This is a genomic window from Escherichia whittamii (genome assembly GCF_014836715.1).
Classification (GTDB): Bacteria; Pseudomonadota; Gammaproteobacteria; order Enterobacterales; family Enterobacteriaceae; genus Escherichia; species Escherichia whittamii.
Genome location: NZ_JACSQI010000002.1, coordinates 373,224 through 395,926, shown reverse-complemented (window position 1 = coordinate 395,926; position 22,703 = coordinate 373,224). Strand labels below are relative to the sequence as shown.

General features: G+C 50.0%; 22 protein-coding genes. 20 read left to right on the top strand and 2 right to left on the bottom strand.

The window, feature by feature from the left end:
* Positions 1-674 precede the first annotated feature (674 nt).
* The 5 genes from araF to otsA all read left to right on the top strand — a co-directional run bounded on the left by araF (position 675) and on the right by otsA (position 6,615).
* On the top strand, positions 675-1,664 hold the full coding sequence (gene araF, locus H9644_RS04680) for an arabinose ABC transporter substrate-binding protein AraF (protein ID WP_191773484.1): 990 nt from the start codon (positions 675-677) through the stop codon (positions 1,662-1,664).
* Between the two features lie 70 nt (positions 1,665-1,734).
* The gene (araG, locus tag H9644_RS04675; protein ID WP_191773482.1) at positions 1,735-3,249 is read left to right on the top strand and encodes an arabinose ABC transporter ATP-binding protein AraG; all 1,515 of its coding nucleotides are present in this window, start codon (positions 1,735-1,737) and stop codon (positions 3,247-3,249) included.
* 14 nt (positions 3,250-3,263) lie between these two features.
* A complete protein-coding gene (gene araH / locus H9644_RS04670) occupies positions 3,264-4,250 on the top strand; it encodes an arabinose ABC transporter permease AraH (RefSeq protein ID WP_064529306.1) in 987 nt (328 codons plus the stop codon).
* 162 nt (positions 4,251-4,412) lie between these two features.
* A complete protein-coding gene (gene otsB / locus H9644_RS04665; RefSeq protein WP_191773480.1) occupies positions 4,413-5,216 on the top strand; it encodes a trehalose-phosphatase in 804 nt (267 codons plus the stop codon).
* Complete coding sequence (gene otsA / locus H9644_RS04660) at positions 5,191-6,615, top strand: alpha,alpha-trehalose-phosphate synthase (RefSeq protein ID WP_191773478.1); 1,425 nt, start codon at positions 5,191-5,193, stop codon at positions 6,613-6,615. The genes otsB and otsA overlap by 26 nt, the downstream gene beginning before the upstream one ends.
* Positions 6,616-6,621: 6 nt before the next feature.
* Here the strand turns inward: otsA and uspC are convergent, their stop codons facing one another.
* Positions 6,622-7,050 carry a universal stress protein UspC gene (gene uspC / locus H9644_RS04655; RefSeq protein ID WP_191773476.1) on the bottom strand — a complete coding sequence of 143 codons (429 nt, stop codon included), beginning with the start codon at positions 7,048-7,050 and terminating at the stop codon, positions 6,622-6,624.
* A gap of 777 nt (positions 7,051-7,827) precedes the next feature.
* Here uspC and flhD point away from each other — a divergent pair.
* From flhD to flhE, 14 genes are all read left to right on the top strand, one after another.
* The gene (gene flhD / locus H9644_RS04650; RefSeq protein ID WP_064529302.1) at positions 7,828-8,178 is read left to right on the top strand and encodes a flagellar transcriptional regulator FlhD; all 351 of its coding nucleotides are present in this window, start codon (positions 7,828-7,830) and stop codon (positions 8,176-8,178) included.
* 2 nt (positions 8,179-8,180) lie between these two features.
* Positions 8,181-8,759: a flagellar transcriptional regulator FlhC gene (gene flhC, locus H9644_RS04645; protein ID WP_064529301.1), complete on the top strand. Its 579-nt coding sequence runs from the start codon at positions 8,181-8,183 to the stop codon at positions 8,757-8,759.
* Positions 8,760-8,884: 125 nt separating this feature from the next.
* Entirely contained in the window at positions 8,885-9,772 is an 888-nt protein-coding gene (gene motA, locus H9644_RS04640; protein ID WP_191773474.1) for a flagellar motor stator protein MotA, read from the top strand.
* Complete coding sequence (gene motB, locus H9644_RS04635; protein WP_064529299.1) at positions 9,769-10,695, top strand: flagellar motor protein MotB; 927 nt, start codon at positions 9,769-9,771, stop codon at positions 10,693-10,695. The genes motA and motB overlap by 4 nt, the downstream gene beginning before the upstream one ends.
* A gap of 4 nt (positions 10,696-10,699) precedes the next feature.
* Positions 10,700-12,664 (top strand): chemotaxis protein CheA, encoded by a 1,965-nt coding sequence (gene cheA, locus H9644_RS04630; RefSeq protein WP_191773471.1) that lies wholly within the window; start codon positions 10,700-10,702, stop codon positions 12,662-12,664.
* Between the two features lie 21 nt (positions 12,665-12,685).
* On the top strand, positions 12,686-13,189 hold the full coding sequence (gene cheW, locus H9644_RS04625; protein WP_064529297.1) for a chemotaxis protein CheW: 504 nt from the start codon (positions 12,686-12,688) through the stop codon (positions 13,187-13,189).
* Between the two features lie 145 nt (positions 13,190-13,334).
* Complete coding sequence (tar, locus tag H9644_RS04620; RefSeq protein WP_191773469.1) at positions 13,335-14,990, top strand: methyl-accepting chemotaxis protein II; 1,656 nt, start codon at positions 13,335-13,337, stop codon at positions 14,988-14,990.
* 161 nt (positions 14,991-15,151) lie between these two features.
* Complete coding sequence (gene cheR / locus H9644_RS04615; protein ID WP_191773467.1) at positions 15,152-16,012, top strand: protein-glutamate O-methyltransferase CheR; 861 nt, start codon at positions 15,152-15,154, stop codon at positions 16,010-16,012.
* 2 nt (positions 16,013-16,014) lie between these two features.
* The gene (gene cheB / locus H9644_RS04610) at positions 16,015-17,064 is read left to right on the top strand and encodes a protein-glutamate methylesterase/protein glutamine deamidase (RefSeq protein WP_064529294.1); all 1,050 of its coding nucleotides are present in this window, start codon (positions 16,015-16,017) and stop codon (positions 17,062-17,064) included.
* A gap of 14 nt (positions 17,065-17,078) precedes the next feature.
* Positions 17,079-17,468 carry a chemotaxis response regulator CheY gene (gene cheY, locus H9644_RS04605; protein ID WP_064529293.1) on the top strand — a complete coding sequence of 130 codons (390 nt, stop codon included), beginning with the start codon at positions 17,079-17,081 and terminating at the stop codon, positions 17,466-17,468.
* A 10-nt stretch (positions 17,469-17,478) separates the two neighbouring features.
* Positions 17,479-18,123, top strand: coding sequence for a protein phosphatase CheZ (cheZ, locus tag H9644_RS04600; RefSeq protein ID WP_191773465.1), 645 nt, complete (start codon positions 17,479-17,481; stop codon positions 18,121-18,123).
* Between the two features lie 208 nt (positions 18,124-18,331).
* The gene (gene flhB, locus H9644_RS04595; protein WP_105289036.1) at positions 18,332-19,480 is read left to right on the top strand and encodes a flagellar biosynthesis protein FlhB; all 1,149 of its coding nucleotides are present in this window, start codon (positions 18,332-18,334) and stop codon (positions 19,478-19,480) included.
* Positions 19,473-21,551: a flagellar biosynthesis protein FlhA gene (gene flhA, locus H9644_RS04590; protein WP_064529290.1), complete on the top strand. Its 2,079-nt coding sequence runs from the start codon at positions 19,473-19,475 to the stop codon at positions 21,549-21,551. Before flhB ends, flhA begins: the two co-directional genes overlap by 8 nt.
* A complete protein-coding gene (gene flhE / locus H9644_RS04585; RefSeq protein WP_064529367.1) occupies positions 21,551-21,943 on the top strand; it encodes a flagellar protein FlhE in 393 nt (130 codons plus the stop codon). Before flhA ends, flhE begins: the two co-directional genes overlap by 1 nt.
* 106 nt (positions 21,944-22,049) lie before the next feature.
* On the opposite strand, the gene H9644_RS04580 is transcribed toward flhE, so the two are convergent.
* Positions 22,050-22,538, bottom strand: a complete 489-nt coding sequence (locus tag H9644_RS04580) for a lysozyme inhibitor LprI family protein (RefSeq protein ID WP_191773462.1) — start codon at positions 22,536-22,538, stop codon at positions 22,050-22,052.
* Positions 22,539-22,628: 90 nt separating this feature from the next.
* Between H9644_RS04580 and H9644_RS21510 the strand changes: the two genes are divergently transcribed.
* Complete coding sequence (locus tag H9644_RS21510; RefSeq protein WP_214676922.1) at positions 22,629-22,673, top strand: hypothetical protein; 45 nt, start codon at positions 22,629-22,631, stop codon at positions 22,671-22,673.
* The last annotated feature ends 30 nt before the right edge of the window (positions 22,674-22,703 follow it).

Genomic DNA, 22,703 nt, shown 5'->3' with positions numbered 1-22,703 from the left:
ACGATGATCTGAAATAAGCATAACGCCTGAAGGATTATAAGAAAATCCTTAAATCACAAAGTTTATATTTTTTTACATTTCATTGATTAGAGTTATTGATTTGCAATAATTATCAACGTTGCTTATCAATATATCTTATTGATATTAAACTGATTTATTAATATCATGATGATGTTATTATATTTTCTGGTATTTTTTCAGTTTTGCGATGGTGCTCGCATTATGGATTTAATTATTAATTAATGAAGGTGGTGATAATTAACAGCGAAAGGAATTTTGTGTGGAGTTTTGATACTTCTTACCTGATTCACCATTCACCTGTAATGAGCAGCTTCTGGCCCGATAAAATTAGATTAAAAAGAAGACACGCCAGAGCTATCAAATGATGCTACAAGGATTTCCAGGCTAATCTTATGGATTAATCTGCTAGGCCACTTCTCATTTGTCATACAATTAACGTCTTCTGTATGTCTTTTATTGCTAAATTTATGCACGTTCTCACTGTAATTCTGCGGTGTGATATTGCTCTCCTATGGAGAATTAATTTCTCGCTAAAACTATGCCAACACAGTCACTTATCTTTTCGCCAAAGGTAATGCTTTGTTTTCCGATTGAATTAACGAAAGTTCTTAGGTTTTGCCCTACACAAAATGATGCTAAAGCTGGAGATAACCATGCACAAATTTACTAAAGCTCTTGCAGCCATCGGTCTGGCTGCCGTTATGTCACAATCCGCTATGGCGGAAAATCTGAAACTCGGTTTCCTGGTGAAGCAACCAGAAGAACCGTGGTTTCAGACCGAATGGAAGTTTGCCGATAAAGCCGGGAAAGATTTAGGCTTTGAAGTTATTAAGATAGCCGTACCTGATGGCGAAAAAACACTGAACGCTATTGATAGCCTGGCAGCCAGTGGCGCGAAAGGCTTTGTTATCTGTACTCCGGACCCGAAACTGGGTGCAGCCATCGTGGCGAAAGCGCGTGGCTACGATATGAAAGTTATTGCCGTGGATGATCAGTTTGTTAATGCCAAAGGTAAGCCGGTTGATACCGTTCCGTTGGTGATGATGGCGGCGACGAAAATTGGCGAACGTCAGGGCCAGGAACTGTATAAAGAGATGCAGAAACGTGGTTGGGATGTGAAAGAAAGCGCCGTAATGGCGATTACTGCCAACGAACTGGATACCGCCCGTCGTCGTACTACCGGTTCTATGGACGCGCTGAAAGCCGCTGGATTCCCGGAAAAACAAATTTATCAGGTTCCTACCAAATCTAACGACATTCCGGGGGCGTTTGACGCCGCCAACTCCATGTTGGTTCAGCATCCTGAAGTTAAACACTGGTTGATCGTCGGTATGAACGACAGCACCGTGTTGGGTGGCGTACGCGCGACGGAAGGTCAGGGCTTTAAAGCAGCAGATATTATCGGTATCGGTATTAACGGTGTGGATGCGGTGAGCGAACTGTCAAAGGCACAGGCTACAGGTTTCTATGGTTCACTGCTGCCAAGCCCGGACGTTCATGGCTATAAATCGAGCGAAATGCTTTACAACTGGGTAGCAAAAGACATTGAACCGCCAAAATTCACCGAAGTTACCGACGTGGTGCTGATCACGCGTGACAACTTTAAACAAGAACTGGAGAAAAAAGGTTTAGGCGGTAAGTAATCTGCCAGAAAAATTCCCCTCTGCGTTATGCAGAGGGGGTGTAAAACGACCAGTGATTCACGGAGACGTTATGCAACAGTCTACCCCGTATCTCTCATTTCGCGGCATTGGTAAAACCTTTCCAGGCGTCAAGGCGCTTACGGATATCAGTTTTGACTGTTATGCCGGTCAGGTCCATGCGTTGATGGGTGAAAATGGCGCCGGAAAATCAACACTCTTAAAAATCCTTAGTGGAAACTATGCGCCAACCACGGGTTCTGTAGTGATTAATGGGCAGGAAATGTCCTTTTCCGACACGACCGCAGCACTGAGTGCGGGTGTCGCGATTATTTACCAGGAACTGCATCTCGTGCCGGAAATGACCGTCGCGGAAAATATCTATCTCGGCCAGCTTCCTCATAAAGGCGGTATCGTGAATCGTTCACTGCTGAATTATGAAGCTGGGATACAGCTCAAACATCTGGGTATGGATATTGACCCGGATACGCCGCTGAAATATCTCTCCATTGGGCAATGGCAGATGGTTGAAATTGCCAAAGCTCTGGCACGTAACGCTAAAATTATCGCTTTTGATGAACCAACCAGCTCCTTATCTGCGCGTGAAATAGACAACCTGTTTCGCGTTATTCGTGAACTGCGAAAAGAGGGACGGGTGATCTTATACGTTTCTCACCGTATGGAAGAAATTTTTGCCCTCAGCGATGCCATCACTGTCTTTAAAGATGGTCGTTACGTCAAAACCTTTACCGACATGCAGCAGGTAGATCATGACTCGCTGGTACAGGCAATGGTCGGCCGCGACATCGGCGATATCTACGGCTGGCAACCGCGCAGCTATGGCGAGGAGCGCTTGCGTCTGGATGCTGTAAAGGCACCTGGCGTGCGTACGCCAATAAGTCTGGCCGTTCGCAGTGGCGAAATCGTCGGTCTGTTTGGCCTGGTGGGGGCAGGGCGCAGCGAATTAATGAAAGGCATGTTTGGCGGGACGCAAATCACCGCCGGTCAGGTTTATATCGACCAACAGCCGATCGATATTCGTAAACCGGGCCACGCCATTGCCGCAGGCATGATGCTCTGTCCGGAAGATCGCAAAGCGGAAGGCATTATTCCAGTGCACTCCGTTCGCGACAATATCAACATCAGCGCTCGTCGCAAACATTTGCACGGCGGTTGCGTGATCAACAACGGCTGGGAAGCCAATAATGCCGATCACCATATTCGTTCTCTCAACATCAAAACGCCAGGGGCAGAGCAATTGATCATGAATCTCTCCGGGGGTAATCAGCAAAAAGCCATTTTGGGGCGCTGGTTATCCGAAGAGATGAAGGTCATTTTGCTGGATGAACCTACGCGCGGCATTGATGTGGGCGCCAAACATGAAATTTATAACGTGATTTATGCGCTGGCTGCGCAGGGTGTGGCGGTACTGTTTGCCTCCAGCGACTTACCCGAAGTCCTCGGCGTTGCCGACCGGATAGTGGTGATGCGGGAAGGCGAAATCGCCGGTGAATTGTTACATGAGCAGGCAGATGAGCGTCAGGCACTGAGCCTTGCGATGCCTAAAGTCAGCCAGGCAGTTGCCTGAGTAAGGAGAATAAGATGTCTTCTGTTTCTACATCGGGTTCTGGCGCACCTAAGTCGTCATTCAGCTTCGGGCGTATCTGGGATCAGTACGGGATGCTGGTGGTGTTTGCGGTGCTTTTTATCGCCTGTGCCATCTTCGTACCGAACTTTGCCACCTTCATTAATATGAAAGGGCTGGGCCTGGCAATCTCCATGTCGGGGATGGTGGCTTGCGGTATGTTGTTTTGCCTGGCCTCCGGTGACTTTGACCTTTCTGTCGCCTCGGTTATTGCCTGCGCAGGGGTAACCACTGCGGTGGTTATTAACCTGACCGAAAGTCTGTGGATTGGCGTGGCGGCAGGTTTACTGCTGGGCGTTCTCTGCGGCCTGGTGAACGGCTTTGTTATCGCTAAATTGAAAATCAACGCCCTGATTACCACGCTGGCGACGATGCAGATTGTCCGTGGTCTGGCGTATATTATCTCTGACGGTAAAGCGGTCGGCATCGAAGATGAAAGCTTCTTTGCACTCGGTTATGCCAACTGGTTTGGCCTGCCAGCGCCAATCTGGCTCACTGTGGCTTGCCTGGTCGTCTTTGGTTTGCTGCTGAACAAAACCACTTTTGGTCGTAATACGCTGGCAATTGGCGGTAACGAAGAGGCGGCGCGTCTCGCGGGTGTACCGGTGGTCCGTACCAAAATTATTATCTTCGTTCTCTCTGGCCTGGTATCGGCAATTGCCGGGATTATTCTGGCTTCTCGTATGACCAGTGGCCAGCCAATGACGTCTATTGGTTATGAGTTGATTGTTATCTCTGCCTGCGTTTTAGGTGGCGTTTCTCTGAAAGGCGGCATCGGAAAAATCTCATATGTAGTGGCGGGTATCTTAATTTTAGGCACCGTGGAAAACGCCATGAACCTGCTGAATATTTCTCCGTTTGCACAGTATGTTGTCCGTGGCTTAATCCTGCTGGCTGCGGTGATCTTCGACCGTTATAAGCAAAAAGCGAAACGCACTGTTTGATGCTTTATCCGATAATTATTTAGTTCAAAAATCCTCCACAGCCAACCGCCACAACGGTTGGCTGTTCTTTTTGCCAATGGCGAGCCTCGTCACACTGTCTATACTTACATGTCTGTACAGCGCGTTCTGCGCGAACAATAAAAAGATAAGGAGGAGTACCGGGTGACAGAACCGTTAACCGAACCCCCTGAACTATCCGCGAATTATGCCTGGTTTTTTGATCTCGATGGAACGCTGGCGGAAATCAAACCGCATCCCGATCAGGTCGTCGTACCTGAAAATATTCTGCAAGGACTTCAGCTGCTGGCAACCGCAAGTGATGGTGCATTGGCATTGATATCAGGGCGCTCAATGGTAGAGCTTGACGCGCTGGCGAAACCTTATCGCTTCCCGTTAGCGGGCGTGCATGGGGCAGAGCGCCGTGACATCAATGGTAAAACGCATATTGTTCATTTGCCGGAGGCGATTGCCCGGGATATTAGCGTTCAACTGCATACGGCTATCGCCAGGCTTCCCGGGGTGGAGGTTGAGGCTAAAGGGATGGCGTTTGCGTTGCATTATCGTCAGGCACCGCAGCATGAGGACGCCTTATTGACATTAGCGCAACGCATTACCCAGATTTGGCCGCAAATGGCGTTACAACAGGGAAAGTGTGTCGTTGAGATAAAACCGAGAGGCACCAGCAAAGGGGACGCGATTGCCGCATTTATGCAGGAAGTTCCCTTTATTGGCCGCAAGCCCGTTTTTCTGGGCGATGACTTAACCGATGAGTCTGGTTTCTCGGTCGTTAACAGGCAGGGCGGAATGTCAGTGAAAATTGGCACAGGCGCAACTCAGGCATCATGGCGGCTGGCGGGCGTGCCGGATGTCTGGAGCTGGCTTGAAATGATAACCAACGCATTACAACAACTAAAAAAAGACAATAACAGGAGTGATGACTATGAGTCGTTTAGTCGTAGTATCTAACCGGATTGCACCACCAGACGAGCACGCCGCCAGTGCCGGTGGCCTTGCTGTCGGCATACTGGGGGCGCTGAAAGCCGCAGGTGGACTGTGGTTTGGCTGGAGTGGCGAAACAGGGAATGAGGATCAGCCGCTAAAAAAGGTGAAAAAAGGAAATATCACCTGGGCCTCTTTTAACCTCAGTGAAAAGGATCTCGACGAATACTACAACCAATTCTCCAATGCCGTTCTCTGGCCCGCATTTCATTATCGACTCGATCTGGTGCAATTTCAGCGTTCCGCCTGGGAAGGCTATTTACGCGTGAATGCATTGTTGGCGGATAAATTACTGCCATTGCTGGAAGACGATGACATTATTTGGATCCACGATTATCACCTGTTGCCATTTGCGCATGAACTCCGTAAACGTGGCGTGAATAATCGCATTGGTTTCTTCCTGCATATTCCTTTTCCAACACCGGAAATCTTCAACGCGCTGCCGACTTATAACACGTTGCTTGAACAGCTTTGTGATTATGATTTGCTGGGGTTTCAGACAGAAAACGATCGCCTGGCGTTTCTGGATTGTCTTTCCAGCCTGACGCGCGTCACGACGCGTAGCTCGCGCAATCATACGGCCTTGGGCAAGGCATTTCGTACCGAAGTTTACCCCATTGGTATTGAACCGGATGAAATAGCCAAACAGGCTGCCGGACCGCTGCCGGCAAAACTGGCGCAATTAAAAGCAGAGCTGAAAAACGTACAAAACATCTTTTCTGTCGAACGGCTGGATTATTCCAAAGGTCTGCCTGAGCGTTTTCTCGCCTATGAAGCCTTGCTGGAAAAATATCCGCAACATCACGGCAAAATACGTTATACCCAGATAGCGCCAACCTCGCGTGGTGATGTGCAGGCGTATCAGGATATTCGTCATCAGTTGGAAAATGAAGCCGGGAGAATTAACGGAAAATATGGGCAATTAGGCTGGACACCGCTTTATTATCTGAACCAGCATTTCGATCGTAAATTACTGATGAAAATCTTCCGCTATTCTGATGTCGGATTAGTGACTCCGCTGCGTGACGGGATGAATCTGGTGGCGAAAGAATATGTCGCCGCTCAGGATTCTGCCAATCCCGGCGTACTGGTACTTTCACAATTTGCGGGGGCGGCGAATGAACTGACGTCAGCGTTAATCGTTAACCCATACGATCGTGATGAAGTCGCTGCAGCGTTGAATCGGGCATTGACCATGTCGCTGGCGGAACGTATTTCCCGTCATGCAGAAATGTTGGAAATTATCGTGAAAAACGATATTAACCACTGGCAGGAGTGCTTTATTAGCGACCTAAAGCTGATAGTTCCGCGCAGCGCGGAAAGCCAGCAGCGCGATAAAGTTGCGACCTTTCCAAAGCTGGCGTAATTGTGATTAATCTCCCATAAGCGGAACCAACAGCACATCTACCTCACTTGAGGCAATTACACTTTTCGCCGAGCAGGATGCTCGCGAAAAGAAACTGTGATTATGATTACCGCAAATCACCAAATCGAAATTATGTTTACGGCATACCGCCAGAATATGTTCGCTCAACTCACCATAAGCTATAAACGTTTCTTCTACGGGATATCCAGCATCCTGAATTAATTTGTCCAGAAAGTTTTGTGTTTCTTCATGCATCACACTGCGTAAATCCTCAAGCATCGGCGCGGCTAATTGATTGTACATTTCTGGATCGGAAGCGAGAGTGATTAAACTGATACGCCCATTAACGGGACGGGCGATAGATACCGCTTTTGCTAACAGTTGCTGGCTTTCTGGTGAGACAGCAACGGCAACAAGAATATTGGCATATCCCATAACCTGCTCCTTATTCTGTGAACTTCAGGTGAGAACAGCTTTACTCTGAAAGAGGTACAGATGCAATAACAACTTGGTCAAAAAGGCAAATATTAGCATGATTATTAATAAATATAATTAATTAATTACGTAGTGTTACTATATGGTCATGCGGGGGATGATGAGGAGGTCGGGAAAATTATTTTCCTTATCAAACAAATGGGTAATATTAATGAAACACATTATTAACATTACGGTTGTTGGCAGTCTTATTTTTCCTTTAATGGCGTTGTATTATTTAATTAACTGTTTTTAAATGATTTATAGAGATCAAAGATATTTATACCATGCCAGACATATGGTTATTCACGGTGATTTATATTAACGGTGCGCAATATCTCAATTTTATCCATCCACATCATTTTTGCTGACAGATAAGCTGAAAAACTTTTTAACAGAATGAAATATGCGCAAAACAAAAGTATGACTTATACATTAATGTTAAGTAATTGAGTGTTTTGTGTGACCTGCGTCACACATTGTCGAAAATCGCAGCTCCGCTCCGTTGTATGTCAGAGTGGTGACGAGTACAGTTGCGTCGAATTAGGAAAAATCTTAGATAAGTGTAAAAAGCATCACTCTGTGTAAGAAGTGTTTCACCTCTTATGATGTCTGTGTGTTTTTTCGTTGATCGCAACTATTCCATTTTTATTTACTTTTTACCGGGATTTCCCGGCGACATCACGGGGTGCGGTGATACCGCATAAAAAATAAAGTTAGTTATTCTGGGTGGGAATAATGCATACCTCCGAGTTGCTGAAACATATTTATGACATCAATTTGTCATATTTACTTCTTGCACAGCGTCTGATCGTTCAGGACAAAGCGTCCGCCATGTTTCGTCTCGGTATTAATGAAGAAATGGCAACAACGCTGGCGACGCTGACTCTTCAACAAATGGTTAAACTGGCCGAAACCAATCAACTGATTTGTCAATTCCGCTTTGACAGCCCCCAGACTATTAACCAACTGACGCAGGATTCCCGTGTTGACGATCTCCAGCAAATTCATACCGGTATTATGCTCTCCACGCGTTTGTTGAATGATGTTAATCAGCCCGAAGAAGTACAACGAAATAAAAGGGCCTGATCATGAGTGAAAAAAGCATTGTTCAGGAAGCCCGTGATATTCAACTTGCAATGGAGTTGATAACACTGGGCGCTCGTTTGCAGATGCTGGAAAGCGAAACACAATTAAGTCGCGGACGCCTGATCAAGCTCTATAAAGAGCTACGCGGAAGCCCGCCGCCGAAAGGTATGTTGCCGTTCTCCACCGACTGGTTTATGACCTGGGAACAAAATGTCCATGCGTCGATGTTCTGTAATGCATGGCAGTTTTTACTAAAAACCGGGTTATGTAATGGCGTCGATGCGGTAATCAAAGCCTATCGGTTATACCTCGAACAGTGTCCACAAGCAGAAAACGGACCGCTGCTGGCGCTAACGCGTGCCTGGACTTTGGTACGATTTGTCGAAAGTGATTTACTACAACTTTCCAGCTGCAACTGCTGTGGTGGTAATTTTATCACCCATGCTCATCAACCTGTTGGCAGTTTTGCCTGCAGCTTATGTCAACCGCCATCGCGCGCCGTAAAAAGACGTAAACTTTCTCAGAACCCTGCCGATATTATCCCTCAACTGCTGGATGAACAGAGAATACAGGCTGTTTAACCCATACGGTATGGCGAAACACTCCAGCAGCGGTAAGTAATTGCCGCTGCTTATTTTTCTCCAGCCGTAAGGTAACGTCTGCCGACTGAACATCCTGTCATGGTCAACAGTGGAAGGATGATGTCGTGCTTATCTTATTAGGTTACCTGGTTGTTCTCGGTACAGTTTTCGGCGGTTATTTGATGACCGGTGGAAGCCTTGGAGCACTCTATCAACCCGCTGAACTGGTGATTATTGCCGGTGCAGGCATTGGGTCGTTTATCGTCGGTAATAATGGCAAATCAATCAAAGGTACGCTGAGGGCGCTGCCATTGTTGTTTCGTCGCTCTAAATATACCAAAGCAATGTATATGGATTTGCTGGCGCTGCTTTACCGCCTGATGGCGAAATCGCGGCAAATGGGTATGTTCTCGCTGGAACGCGATATTGAAAATCCGCGAGAGAGCGAGATCTTCGCCAGTTATCCGCGCATCCTCGCGGATGCCGTTATGCTGGATTTTATCGTCGATTATCTGCGCCTGATTATCAGCGGCCACATGAATACCTTCGAAATCGAAGCCCTGATGGACGAAGAGATAGAAACGCACGAAAACGAGGCGGAAGTCCCGGCGAACAGCCTGGCATTGGTCGGAGACTCTCTTCCTGCGTTTGGCATTGTTGCGGCCGTAATGGGGGTGGTGCATGCATTAGGATCAGCCGACCGTCCTGCCGCCGAGCTGGGGGCGCTTATCGCACATGCGATGGTGGGGACTTTCCTTGGCATTCTTTTAGCTTATGGCTTTATATCACCGCTGGCCTCGGTATTACGCCAGAAAAGCGCCGAAACCAGCAAAATGATGCAGTGCGTAAAAGTCACCCTGCTTTCTAATCTTAACGGTTACGCACCGCCCATCGCCGTTGAGTTTGGTCGCAAAACGCTCTATTCCAGCGAACGTCCGTCATTTGTTGAACTGGAAGAGCATGTGCGCGCGGTGAAAAATCCGCAACAGCAGACGACAACCGAGGAAGCATGAAGAATCACGCGCATCCGATTATTGTCGTCAAACGACGCAAAGCGAAAAGCCACGGGGCAGCACATGGATCATGGAAGATTGCTTATGCTGACTTTATGACCGCGATGATGGCTTTTTTTCTGGTGATGTGGCTTATCTCCATCTCCAGCCCAAAAGAGCTGATTCAGATTGCGGAATACTTCCGTACGCCGCTGGCGACCGCGGTAACGGGCGGCGATCGAATTTCTAATAGCGAAAGCCCAATTCCCGGCGGTGGTGATGATTTCACCCAAAGCCAGGGGGAAGTGAATAAGCAGCCGAATATTGAAGAGCTGAAAAAACGCATGGAGCAAAGTCGGCTGCGGAAGTTGCGTGGCGATCTCGACCAGCTTATTGAATCAGACCCGAAACTACGGGCGATGCGTCCGCATCTCAAAATCGATCTGGTACAGGAAGGTTTACGTATCCAGATAATTGATAGCCAGAATCGCCCGATGTTTAAAACTGGCAGTGCAGACGTCGAGCCCTATATGCGCGACATTCTGCGCGCCATTGCGCCGGTGCTGAACGGTATTCCTAACCGTATAAGCCTTTCAGGTCATACCGATGATTTCCCTTACGCCAATGGTGAGAAAGGTTACAGCAACTGGGAGCTTTCCACTGAACGCGCCAATGCGTCGCGCCGTGAGCTAATGGTGGGGAGCCTGGCTGACGGCAAAATTTTACGCGTTGTCGGCATGGCGGCGACCATGCGCTTAAGCGATCGCGGTCCGGATGATGCCGTTAATCGTCGAATCAGTCTGTTGGTACTGAATAAACAAGCCGAACAGGCCATTTTGCATGAAAACGCCGAAAGCCAGAATGAGCCGGTAAGCGTTCTGGAAAAACCTGGGATAACACCGCAGGTCAGTAGTCCCACAATGCCATCAGCCGAACCGAGGTGACAGCGTGAGCATGGATATAAGCGATTTTTATCAGACATTTTTTGATGAAGCGGACGAACTGTTGGCCGATATGGAGCAGCATCTGCTGAATTTACAGCCAGAAGCGCCAGATGCCGAACAATTGAATGCCATCTTTCGTGCTGCCCACTCCATCAAAGGAGGGGCAGGAACCTTTGGCTTTAGCATATTGCAGGAAACCACGCATTTGATGGAAAACCTGCTCGATGAAGCCAGACGCGGTGAAATGCTGCTTAACACCGACATTATCAATCTGTTTTTGGAAACGAAGGACACCATGCAGGAACAGCTCGACGCTTATAAACAGTCGCAAGAGCCGGATGCCGCCAGCTTTGACTATATCTGCCAGGCTTTACGTCAACTGGCAATAGAAGCGAAAGGCGAAACGGCACCCGCCATGACCCGGTTAAGTGTGGTTGCCAAAAGTGAACGGCAAGATGAGCAGAGTAACAGTGAGTCGCCGCGACGGATTCTACTTTCGTGCCTGAAGGCGGGAGAAGTCGATCTGCTGGAAGAAGAGCTGGGCTATCTGACAACGTTAACTGATGTGGTGAAAGCCGCTGATTCTCTTTCGGCAATATTACCGGGCGACATCGCGGAAGATGATATCAAAGCGGTGCTCTGTTTTGTGATTGAGGCCGGTCAGATTGCGTTTGAAACAGTAGAATCCGCGCCAAAAATATCCACGCCACCGGTACTTAAACTGGCAGCCGAACAAGCGCCAGCAGGACGTGTGGAACGGGAAAAACCGACGCGCGGTAGCGAATCTACCAGCATCCGCGTGGCGGTTGAAAAGGTTGATCAGCTGATTAACCTCGTTGGCGAACTGGTGATTACTCAGTCGATGCTGGCCCAGCGCTCCAGTGAACTGGACCCGGTGAATCATGGGGATTTGATTACCAGCATGGGGCAGTTACAACGTAACGCCCGCGATTTGCAGGAATCAGTGATGTCGATTCGCATGATGCCGATGGAATATGTCTTTAGCCGCTATCCCCGGCTGGTGCGCGACCTGGCGGGTAAACTCGGCAAACAGGTGGAACTGACGCTGGTGGGCAGTTCCACCGAACTCGACAAGAGTCTGATAGAACGCATTATCGATCCTCTGACCCACCTGGTACGCAATAGCCTCGACCACGGTATTGAACTGCCGGAAAAACGACTTGCTACGGGCAAAGATAGCGTTGGAAATTTAATTCTGTCTGCGGAACACCAGGGCGGCAACATCTGCATCGAAGTGACCGACGATGGTGCTGGGCTTAATCGTGAGCGGATTCTGGCAAAAGCCGCCTCGCAAGGTCTGAGCGTTAGCGACAACATGACTGACGACGAAGTGGCGATGTTGATATTCGCGCCTGGTTTTTCCACGGCGGAGCAGGTCACCGATGTCTCCGGGCGCGGCGTCGGCATGGATGTCGTCAAGCGTAACATCCAGGAGATGGGCGGCCACGTTGAAATCCAGTCGAAGCAGGGCGTTGGCACCACAATCCGCATTTTACTGCCGCTAACGCTGGCGATCCTCGATGGCATGTCCGTACGCGTTGCTGATGAAGTTTTCATTCTGCCGTTGAACGCCGTCATGGAATCACTACAACCTCGTGAAGCCGATCTCCATCCACTGGCAGGCGGCGAGCGAGTACTGGAAGTGCGTGGTGAATATCTGCCCATCGTCGAACTGTGGAAAGTGTTCAACGTCGCAGGCGCGAAAACCGAAGCTACACAGGGGATTGTTGTCATTCTGCAAAGTGGCGGTCGCCGCTATGCCTTGCTGGTGGATCAGTTAATTGGTCAACATCAGGTGGTGGTTAAAAACCTTGAAAGTAACTATCGCAAAGTCCCTGGAATTTCAGCTGCAACCATTCTTGGCGACGGCAGCGTGGCACTGATTGTTGATGTCTCCGCCTTGCAGGCAATAAACCGCGAACAACGTATGGCGAATACCGCCGCCTGATTGAGTAAAAAGGGAATAAATATGACCGGTATGACAAATGTAACAAAGCTGGCCAGCGAACCGTCAGGCCAGGAGTTTCTGGTATTTACCCTCGGTGACGAAGAGTACGGCATAGATATTTTGAAAGTGCAGGAGATCCGTGGCTACGATCAGGTCACGCGGATTGCCAATACGCCAGCGTTTATCAAAGGCGTCACTAATCTGCGCGGCGTGATTGTGCCGATTATCGACTTGCGTATTAAGTTCAGCCAGGTCGATGTGGAGTACAACGATAACACGGTGGTTATCGTTCTGAATCTTGGGCAGCGGGTGGTCGGCATTGTGGTAGATGGCGTTTCAGATGTTCTTTCGTTGACGGCGGAACAAATTCGCCCGGCGCCGGAATTTGCGGTGACGCTTTCCACAGAATACCTCACTGGCCTGGGCGCGCTGGGCGATCGCATGCTAATTCTGGTTAATATCGAAAAGCTGCTGAATAGCGAAGAGATGGCGCTGTTGGATAACGCTGCGTCAGAAGTCGCATAATTTATCCCGCTGTGTTCAAATAAAATGAGCCCGATGCCCTGCATATCGGGTTTTTTATTTTAATTTCGCCATGACTGGCATCAGAAATAAAGTTTCCCACCTTCCTGCCGATAACGAAATCAACTTGTTTTCAGGAAGGTGCCTTATGATTAACCGTATCCGCGTAGTCACGCTGTTGGTAATGGTGCTGGGGGTATTCGCACTGTTACAGCTTATTTCCGGAAGTCTGTTTTTTTCTTCTCTTCACCATAGCCAGAAAAGTTTTGTCGTTTCCAATCAATTACGGGAACAGCAGAGCGAGCTGACCTCAACCTGGGATTTAATGCTGCAAACGCGCATTAACCTGAGTCGTTCAGCCGTGCGGATGATGATGGATTCATCCAATCAACAAAGTAACGCCAAAGCTGAATTGCTTGATAGCGCCAGGAAAACATTGGCTCAGGCTGCAATCCATTATAAAAAATTCAAAATCATGGCGCCGTTACCTGAAATGGTCGCTACCAGTCGTAATATCGATGAAAAATATAAAAACTATCACACAGCATTAACAGAGCTGATTGATTATCTGGATTATGGCAATACCGGAGCCTATTTCACTCAGCCAACCCAGGGAATGCAAAATGCGATGGGCGAAGCCTTTGCCCAGTACGCCCTCAGTAGTGAAAAACTGTATCGCGATATCGTTACTGCCAACGCGGATGATTACCGATTTGCCCAGTGGCAACTTGCGGTAATCGCGTTGGTGGTGGTATTGATTCTGCTGGTGGCATGGTATGGCATCCGTCGCATGCTACTTAACCCGTTAGCGAAGATCATTTCCCACATCCGAGAAATTGCTGGTGGCAATCTGGCAAATACCCTCAGCATTGCCGGACGAAGTGAAATGGGCGACCTGGCACAGAGCGTTTCACATATGCAGCGCTCTCTGACTGACACGGTCAACCATGTGCGCGAAGGTTCTGACGCTATCTATGCTGGTACACGTGAAATTGCTACGGGTAATACCGATCTTTCCTCTCGTACTGAACAGCAGGCATCGGCGCTGGAAGAAACGGCCGCCAGCATGGAGCAGCTCACCGCGACGGTGAAACAGAACGCCGATAACGCTCGTCAAGCCTCACAACTGGCGCAAAGTGCCTCCGATACTGCCCAGCATGGTGGCAAAGTCGTGGACGGCGTGGTGAAAACCATGCACGAAATTGCCGACAGTTCACAGAAAATTGCCGACATTATTAGCGTTATTGACGGCATTGCTTTCCAGACCAATATCCTCGCGCTGAACGCTGCTGTTGAAGCCGCCCGAGCAGGGGAACAGGGGCGTGGTTTTGCCGTGGTGGCGGGCGAAGTGCGTAATCTCGCCAGTCGCAGCGCCCAGGCGGCAAAAGAGATCAAAACGCTGATTGAAGACTCCGTCTCCCGCGTTGATACCGGTTCGGTGCTGGTAGAAAGTGCCGGGGAAACCATGACGAATATTGTTAATGCCGTCACCCGAGTTACCGACATTATGGGCGAGATTGCATCGGCATCGGATGAACAAAGTCGCGGCATTGATCAAGTGGCGCTGGCGGTGTCGGAAATGGATCGCGTCACCCAACAAAACGCATCGCTGGTGCAGGAATCTGCTTCCGCGGCGGCGGCCCTTGAAGAGCAGGCCAGCCGTTTAACGCAAGCCGTTTCCACATTCCGTCTGGCTGCCAATTCGCAAACGAACAAACCGCAATCCCGTCCTGGTACTGAACAACCACCCGCACAGCCGCGACTGCGTATTTCTGAACAAGATCCAAACTGGGAAACATTTTGATGAGTATTTACTCAAGCGCCATTGCCGCCAGATGAGGCGAATGATGCAACTGAACGTTGCGCTTATCGTTTCTGATGGCGCTATTTATAAGTCGTTATACGACACAATCGGCGCAGTTACAGGCTGTGTCCGCGGTTTCCTGAAGTGACTGAGAAGGCGCTATGACATCATCTCTGCCCTGCGGGCAAACGTCTTTATTGTTACAGATGACCGAGCGCCTGGCGCTTTCTGACGCGCATTTTCGACGGATAAGTCAATTGATCTATCAACGTGCGGGGATAGTCCTGGCCGACCATAAACGCGACATGGTCTACAACCGACTGGTTCGTCGTTTGCGTTCGCTGGGGCTTGCAGACTTCGGCCACTATCTGAATTTACTGGAATCTAATCAGCACAGCGGTGAGTGGCAGGCGTTTATTAACTCACTGACCACAAACCTGACGGCATTTTTCCGCGAGGGGCATCATTTCCCATTGCTCGCGGAGCACGCCCGCCGCTGTTCTGGCGAGTATCGCGTATGGAGTGCGGCGGCATCGACAGGTGAAGAACCGTACAGTATTGCCATGACGTTGGCGGACACGCTGGGCACCGCGCCCGGACGCTGGAAAGTGTTCGCCAGCGATATCGACACCGAAGTGCTGGAGAAAGCCAGAAGCGGCATTTATCGCCATGAAGAGCTGAAAAACCTGACGCCGCAGCAACTCCAGCGCTACTTCATGCGCGGCACGGGGCCGCATCAAGGGCTGGTGCGTGTGCGTCAGGCACTGGCGAACTATATCGATTTTTCCCCGCTGAATTTGCTAGCGAAACAGTACGCAGCACCGGGGCCGTTCGATGCGATCTTCTGTCGTAACGTCATGATCTACTTCGATCAAACGACTCAACAGGAGATTTTGCGCCGCTTTGTTCCGCTGCTTAAACCCGACGGATTGTTGTTTGCGGGTCACTCTGAAAACTTTAGCCACCTTGAGCGCAGCTTCATCCTGCGTGGACAGACGGTGTATGCGCTAAGTAAGGATTAACGATGAGCAAAATCAGGGTGTTGTCGGTCGATGATTCTGCGCTGATGCGCCAGATCATGACAGAAATCATTAATAGCCACAGCGACATGGAAATGGTAGCGACCGCTCCCGATCCGCTGGTCGCGCGTGATTTGATTAAGAAATTCAACCCTGATGTGCTGACGCTGGACGTCGAAATGCCGCGTATGGACGGACTGGATTTCCTCGAAAAATTAATGCGTTTGCGACCGATGCCAGTAGTGATGGTTTCTTCTCTGACAGGCAAAGGTTCTGAAGTCACGCTGCGTGCTCTGGAGTTGGGAGCGATAGATTTTGTCACCAAACCGCAACTGGGGATCCGCGAAGGAATGCTGGCGTATAGCGAAATGATTGCCGAAAAGGTGCGTACAGCCGCAAGAGCGAGCCTTACCGCGCATAAACCGTTATCGGCACCGACAACGCTGAAGGCCGGACCGTTGTTGAGTTCAGAAAAGTTGATTGCGATTGGCGCCTCAACAGGCGGCACCGAGGCGATTCGTCACGTATTGCAACCGTTGCCGCTATCCAGCCCGGCACTGTTAATTACCCAACATATGCCGCCCGGTTTTACCCGCTCTTTTGCCGACAGACTTAATAAGCTGTGTCAAATCGGCGTGAAAGAAGCCGAGGACGGAGAACGCGTCTTGCCGGGGCATGCCTATATCGCCCCGGGCGATCGGCATATGGAACTGGCGCGTAGCGGCGCGAATTATCAAATCAAAATTCACGATGGCCCGGCGGTTAATCGCCATCGGCCATCGGTAGATGTGTTGTTCCATTCTGTTGCCAAACAGGCGGGGCGTAATGCTGTTGGGGTGATTCTGACGGGCATGGGCAACGACGGCGCGGCGGGAATGTTAGCAATGCGTCAGGCAGGGGCATGGACTCTTGCGCAAAACGAAGCAAGCAGCGTGGTGTTCGGCATGCCGCGCGAGGCCATCAATATGGGTGGCGTCTGCGAAGTGGTCGATCTTAGCCAGGTAAGCCAGCAAATGCTGGCAAAAATCAGTGCCGGACAGGCGATACGTATTTAAATCAGGAGTGTGAGATGGCGGATAAAGAGCTTAAATTTTTGGTTGTGGATGACTTTTCCACCATGCGACGCATCGTGCGTAACCTGCTGAAAGAGCTTGGATTTAATAATGTTGAGGAAGCGGAGGATGGCGCCGATGCTCTCAATAAGTTGCAGACGGGAGGATATGGTTTTGTTATCTCCGACTGGAACATGCCTAACATGGACGGCCTGGAATTGCTGAAAACGATTCGTGCTGATGGTGCGATGTCGGCATTGCCGGTGTTAATGGTGACTGCGGAAGCGAAGAAAGAAAACATTATTGCCGCAGCACAAGCGGGGGCCAGTGGCTACGTGGTTAAGCCATTTACCGCCGCTACGCTGGAGGAAAAACTCAACAAAATCTTTGAGAAACTGGGCATGTGAGGATGCGACTATGATGCAACCATCAATCAAACCTGCTGACGAGCATTCAGCTGGCGATATCATTGCGCGCATCGGCAGCCTGACGCGTATGCTGCGCGACAGTCTGCGGGAGCTGGGGCTGGACCAGGCCATTGCCGAAGCGGCGGAAGCCATCCCCGATGCCCGCGATCGTTTGTACTACGTTGTGCAGATGACCGCCCAGGCTGCGGAACGGGCGCTGAACAGCGTTGAGGCTTCACAACCGCATCAGGATCACATGGAGAAATCAGCAAAAGCGTTAACCCAACGCTGGGATGACTGGTTTGCCGATCCCATTGACCTTGCCGACGCCCGCGAACTGGTAACCGATACACGGCAATTTCTGGCGGATGTGCCGACGCATACTGGTTTTACCAATGCGCAGTTGCTGGAAATCATGATGGCACAGGATTTTCAGGATCTCACCGGGCAGGTGATTAAGCGGATGATGGATGTCATTCAGGAGATTGAACGCCAGCTGCTAATGGTGTTGCTGGAAAATATCCCGGAACAGGATGCACGTCCGAAGCGTGAAAGCCAGAGCTTGCTGAATGGACCACAGGTTGATACCAGCAAAGCCGGTGTGGTAGCCAGTCAGGATCAGGTGGACGATTTGTTGGATAGCCTTGGGTTTTGATTTGTATTGCCTGATGTGACGCGGCTCCGTCACATCAGCTCTTCAAGGTCGGATAAGGCGTTTACGCCGTACCCGACAAACATGTCACCATGCCTGGTGTGCGGTGGCAAAAGCCATAAATCCCGCCTGTTTTACCCCTTACTCTAACCATTGAACTCTTTTCGCTCTGGCATCATTCACGCTTATTACACTTTCCGGGATTGGCGATGTGTCTGACGAGAGCGACGACAAAACAGAAGCCCCCACACCTCACCGACTTGAAAAAGCGCGGGAAGAGGGGCAAATCCCGCGTTCCCGTGAGTTAACGTCGCTGCTGATTTTGTTGGTGGGCGTGTGTGTTATTTGGTTTGGCGGTGTGTCGCTGGCCCGTCGTTTGTCGGGCATGCTCTCCGCGGGATTGCATTTTGATCACAGTATCATCAAGGACCCGAATCTGATCCTCGGGCAAATTATTCTGCTGATCAGAGAAGCTATGCTGGCACTGCTGCCACTGATTAGCGGCGTGGTGCTGGTGGCGCTCATTTCGCCCGTCATGCTGGGAGGGCTGGTATTTAGTGGCAAATCCTTGCAGCCGAAGTTTTCCAAACTTAACCCGTTACCAGGCATTAAGCGGATGTTTTCGGCACAAACCGGTGCGGAGTTGCTGAAAGCGATACTGAAATCCCTTCTGGTTGGCAGCGTGACTGGTTTTTATCTCTGGCACCACTGGCCGCAAATGATGCGCTTAATGGCGGAGTCCCCCATAACCGCGATGGGAAACGCTATGGATCTGGTCGGGCTATGCGCGCTGCTGGTAGTGCTTGGCGTTATTCCGATGGTGGGATTTGACGTCTTTTTCCAAATCTTCAGCCACCTGAAAAAACTGCGTATGTCACGGCAGGATATTCGTGATGAGTTCAAACAAAGCGAAGGCGACCCCCATGTCAAAGGGCGAATTCGTCAGATGCAGCGGGCTGCAGCGCGGCGGCGGATGATGGCCGATGTGCCGAAAGCGGACGTTATCGTCAATAACCCAACTCACTACTCAGTGGCTTTGCAGTACGACGAAAACAAAATGAGTGCGCCAAAAGTCGTTGCCAAGGGCGCGGGGCTGGTGGCATTACGCATTCGTGAAATAGCCGCTGAAAATAACGTCCCGACTCTCGAAGCGCCGCCGCTGGCGCGTGCGCTGTATCGACATGCCGAAATCGGTCAACAAATACCTGGTCAACTCTATGCCGCTGTGGCGGAAGTGCTGGCCTGGGTCTGGCAACTGAAACGCTGGCGTCTGGCGGGGGGACAACGCCCTGTACAACCTACTCATCTTCCGGTGCCGGAAGCCCTGGATTTTATCAACGAGAAACCGACCCATGAGTAATCTGGCCGCGATGCTGCGCCTGCCCGCAAATCTGAAATCAACACAATGGCAGATCCTTGCCGGACCGATTTTGATCTTGCTGATATTGTCGATGATGGTGCTGCCACTGCCCGCATTCATTCTCGACCTGCTGTTTACCTTTAATATCGCGTTGTCGATCATGGTGTTACTGGTGGCGATGTTTACTCAGCGTACGCTCGAGTTTGCTGCGTTTCCGACAATCCTGCTGTTCACCACGCTGTTACGTCTGGCACTTAACGTGGCTTCAACCCGTATCATTTTGATGGAAGGCCATACCGGCGCGGCGGCGGCAGGGAAGGTTGTCGAAGCATTTGGTCATTTTCTCGTTGGCGGCAACTTTGCTATCGGTATTGTGGTGTTCGTCATCCTCGTGATCATCAACTTTATGGTTATTACCAAAGGTGCCGGGCGTATCGCGGAAGTGGGCGCGCGCTTTGTTCTCGATGGTATGCCAGGTAAGCAGATGGCGATTGACGCCGACCTCAACGCCGGATTGATTGGTGAAGAAGAGGCGAAAAAACGCCGTTCCGAAGTAACACAGGAAGCCGATTTTTATGGCTCAATGGATGGGGCAAGTAAGTTTGTTCGCGGCGATGCCATCGCCGGGATCCTCATCATGGTCATTAACGTTGTCGGTGGATTGTTGGTCGGCGTGCTGCAACATGGTATGAGCATGGGGCATGCGGCGGAAAGTTATACGCTATTGACCATTGGTGACGGCCTGGTGGCACAAATTCCGGCGCTGGTAATTTCTACCGCCGCAGGGGTCATCGTTACGCGTGTCAGCACCGATCAGGACGTTGGTGAGCAGATGGTGAATCAGCTTTTCAGTAACCCAAGCGTTATGTTGTTAAGCGCCGCCGTGCTCGGTTTACTGGGGCTGGTGCCAGGAATGCCGAACCTGGTATTTTTACTGTTCACGGCGGGATTGCTCGGGCTGGCATGGTGGATACGCGGGCGCGAACAAAAAGCGCCTGCCGAACCAAAGCCGGTAAAAATGGCGGAGAATAATGCTGTAGTCGAAGCAACGTGGAATGATGTGCAACTGGAAGATTCCCTGGGAATGGAAGTGGGCTATCGACTGATTCCGATGGTTGATTTCCAACAAGATGGCGAGTTGTTGGGCCGTATTCGTAGTATTCGCAAGAAATTTGCTCAGGAAATGGGCTTCCTGCCGCCGGTGGTGCATATTCGCGACAATATGGATCTGCAACCAGCACGTTATCGTATTTTGATGAAAGGTGTAGAGATTGGCAGTGGTGATGCTTATCCGGGGCGCTGGTTAGCGATTAACCCGGGGACCGCTGCCGGAACGTTACCTGGTGAGGCAACCGTCGATCCGGCATTTGGTCTGAATGCTATCTGGATCGAAAGTGCGCTGAAAGAACAAGCGCAGATTCAGGGGTATACCGTGGTTGAGGCCAGCACGGTGGTGGCAACGCATCTTAACCATCTCATTAGCCAGCATGCCGCAGAGTTGTTTGGTCGCCAGGAGGCGCAACAACTGCTGGATCGCGTCGCCCAGGAGATGCCAAAGCTGACGGAAGATTTAGTTCCAGGCGTCGTCACGCTCACCACGTTGCATAAAGTGCTGCAAAACCTGCTCGATGAAAAAGTAGCGATTCGCGATATGCGCACCATTCTCGAAACGCTGGCGGAGCATGCGCCCATTCAGAGCGATCCGCATGAATTAACCGCCGTCGTCCGCGTGGCGTTGGGGCGAGCGATTACCCAGCAGTGGTTCCCCGGCAAAGATGAAGTTAATGTTATTGGCCTCGACACGCCGCTGGAACGTTTATTATTACAGGCGTTGCAGGGCGGAGGGGGACTGGAACCTGGGCTGGCGGATCGTTTACTGGCGCAAACTCAGGAAGCGCTGTCCCGTCAGGAGATGTTAGGTGCGCCGCCGGTACTGTTAGTGAACCACGCGCTGCGACCATTATTGTCTCGCTTCCTGCGCCGCAGCCTGCCGCAACTGGTGGTGCTGTCGAATCTCGAACTCTCTGATAATCGGCAAATCCGAATGACGGCGACAATTGGCGGTAAATGATGAAAATCTTATTGGCAATGTTATTGTTTCCGCTGATGGCGCAAGCCGCCGGGGAGGGGATGTGGCAGGCAAGTAGCGCGGGCGTGACGTTGAATCATCGTGGTGAGTCGATGTCGTCAGCGCCTCTTTCTTCGCGACAATCTGCTTCAGGATTAATGACGCTGGTGGCATGGCGTTATCAGCTTATCGGCCCGACCCCTGCGGGACTGCGGGTTCGCTTATGTTCGCAATCTCGTTGTGTCGAATTAGACGGGCAGAGCGGGAGTACAGTGGCCTTTTCCGATATACCAGCGGCAGAACCGTTGCGCTTTATCTGGGAAGTGCCAGGTGGTGGGCGGTTAATTCCGCCGCTAAAGGTGCAGCGTAATGAAGTGATTGTGAATTATCGCTGACGTATAAATAAGGTGCATACTTAATAATACGGTTAAACGGCTTCATGTTTTGTTGCAATGATTTATCAGGAATAGCTTGCAACAAAACATGCCAGCAATATGTGAATTATCCTCTTGTTAAAGGGCTTGGATAAAAATCTTCAGAATTACGGTATAGCTGCAACTGACGAGTTCGCGTGTTGGTCTGTATGATCATACATGATAGCCATTCTGATTCAGAATAAGGGTTAGTTAAATCCTGAACGTCCTCATTGGAAAGAATTAATTCACATTCTTTGTCCCGAAAGTCCAGCCACGCTCGCTGTGATTTTTTAAGCAGGTTAAGTTGTTCTGTATCAGGTTTTTTTGCACCTGTGCGTGGCACTTGTTCTATATAACGATAAGCTTCACCATAGGCTTTATTTAATTGCGCATCGACGAGATTGTATTCTTGTCGCAGGCATGATTTGACCACGTTAATGTCAGTATCATCATCTGAATTTTTTTGCCAACAATCTTTTATGGGTGAAATGTCATGGTCGTTTACTATAACTGTATCTTCTGCGTAAGCCTGGCAAGAGATAATGCCCAATGTTAATACAAGAAATTTAAACACTACTGTATTCCTTAAATTCAACCGTTATCGTTTTCCTGGGGCTGGATATTACGCTTCTGACCTCTTACTCAACAGCGAGAAAACAATGGCATGTTCATTTTCAGAATACATTTAGATGGTAATAAAAAAGCCTGATCAGAAATTCCTGACCAGGCTTTATTATCA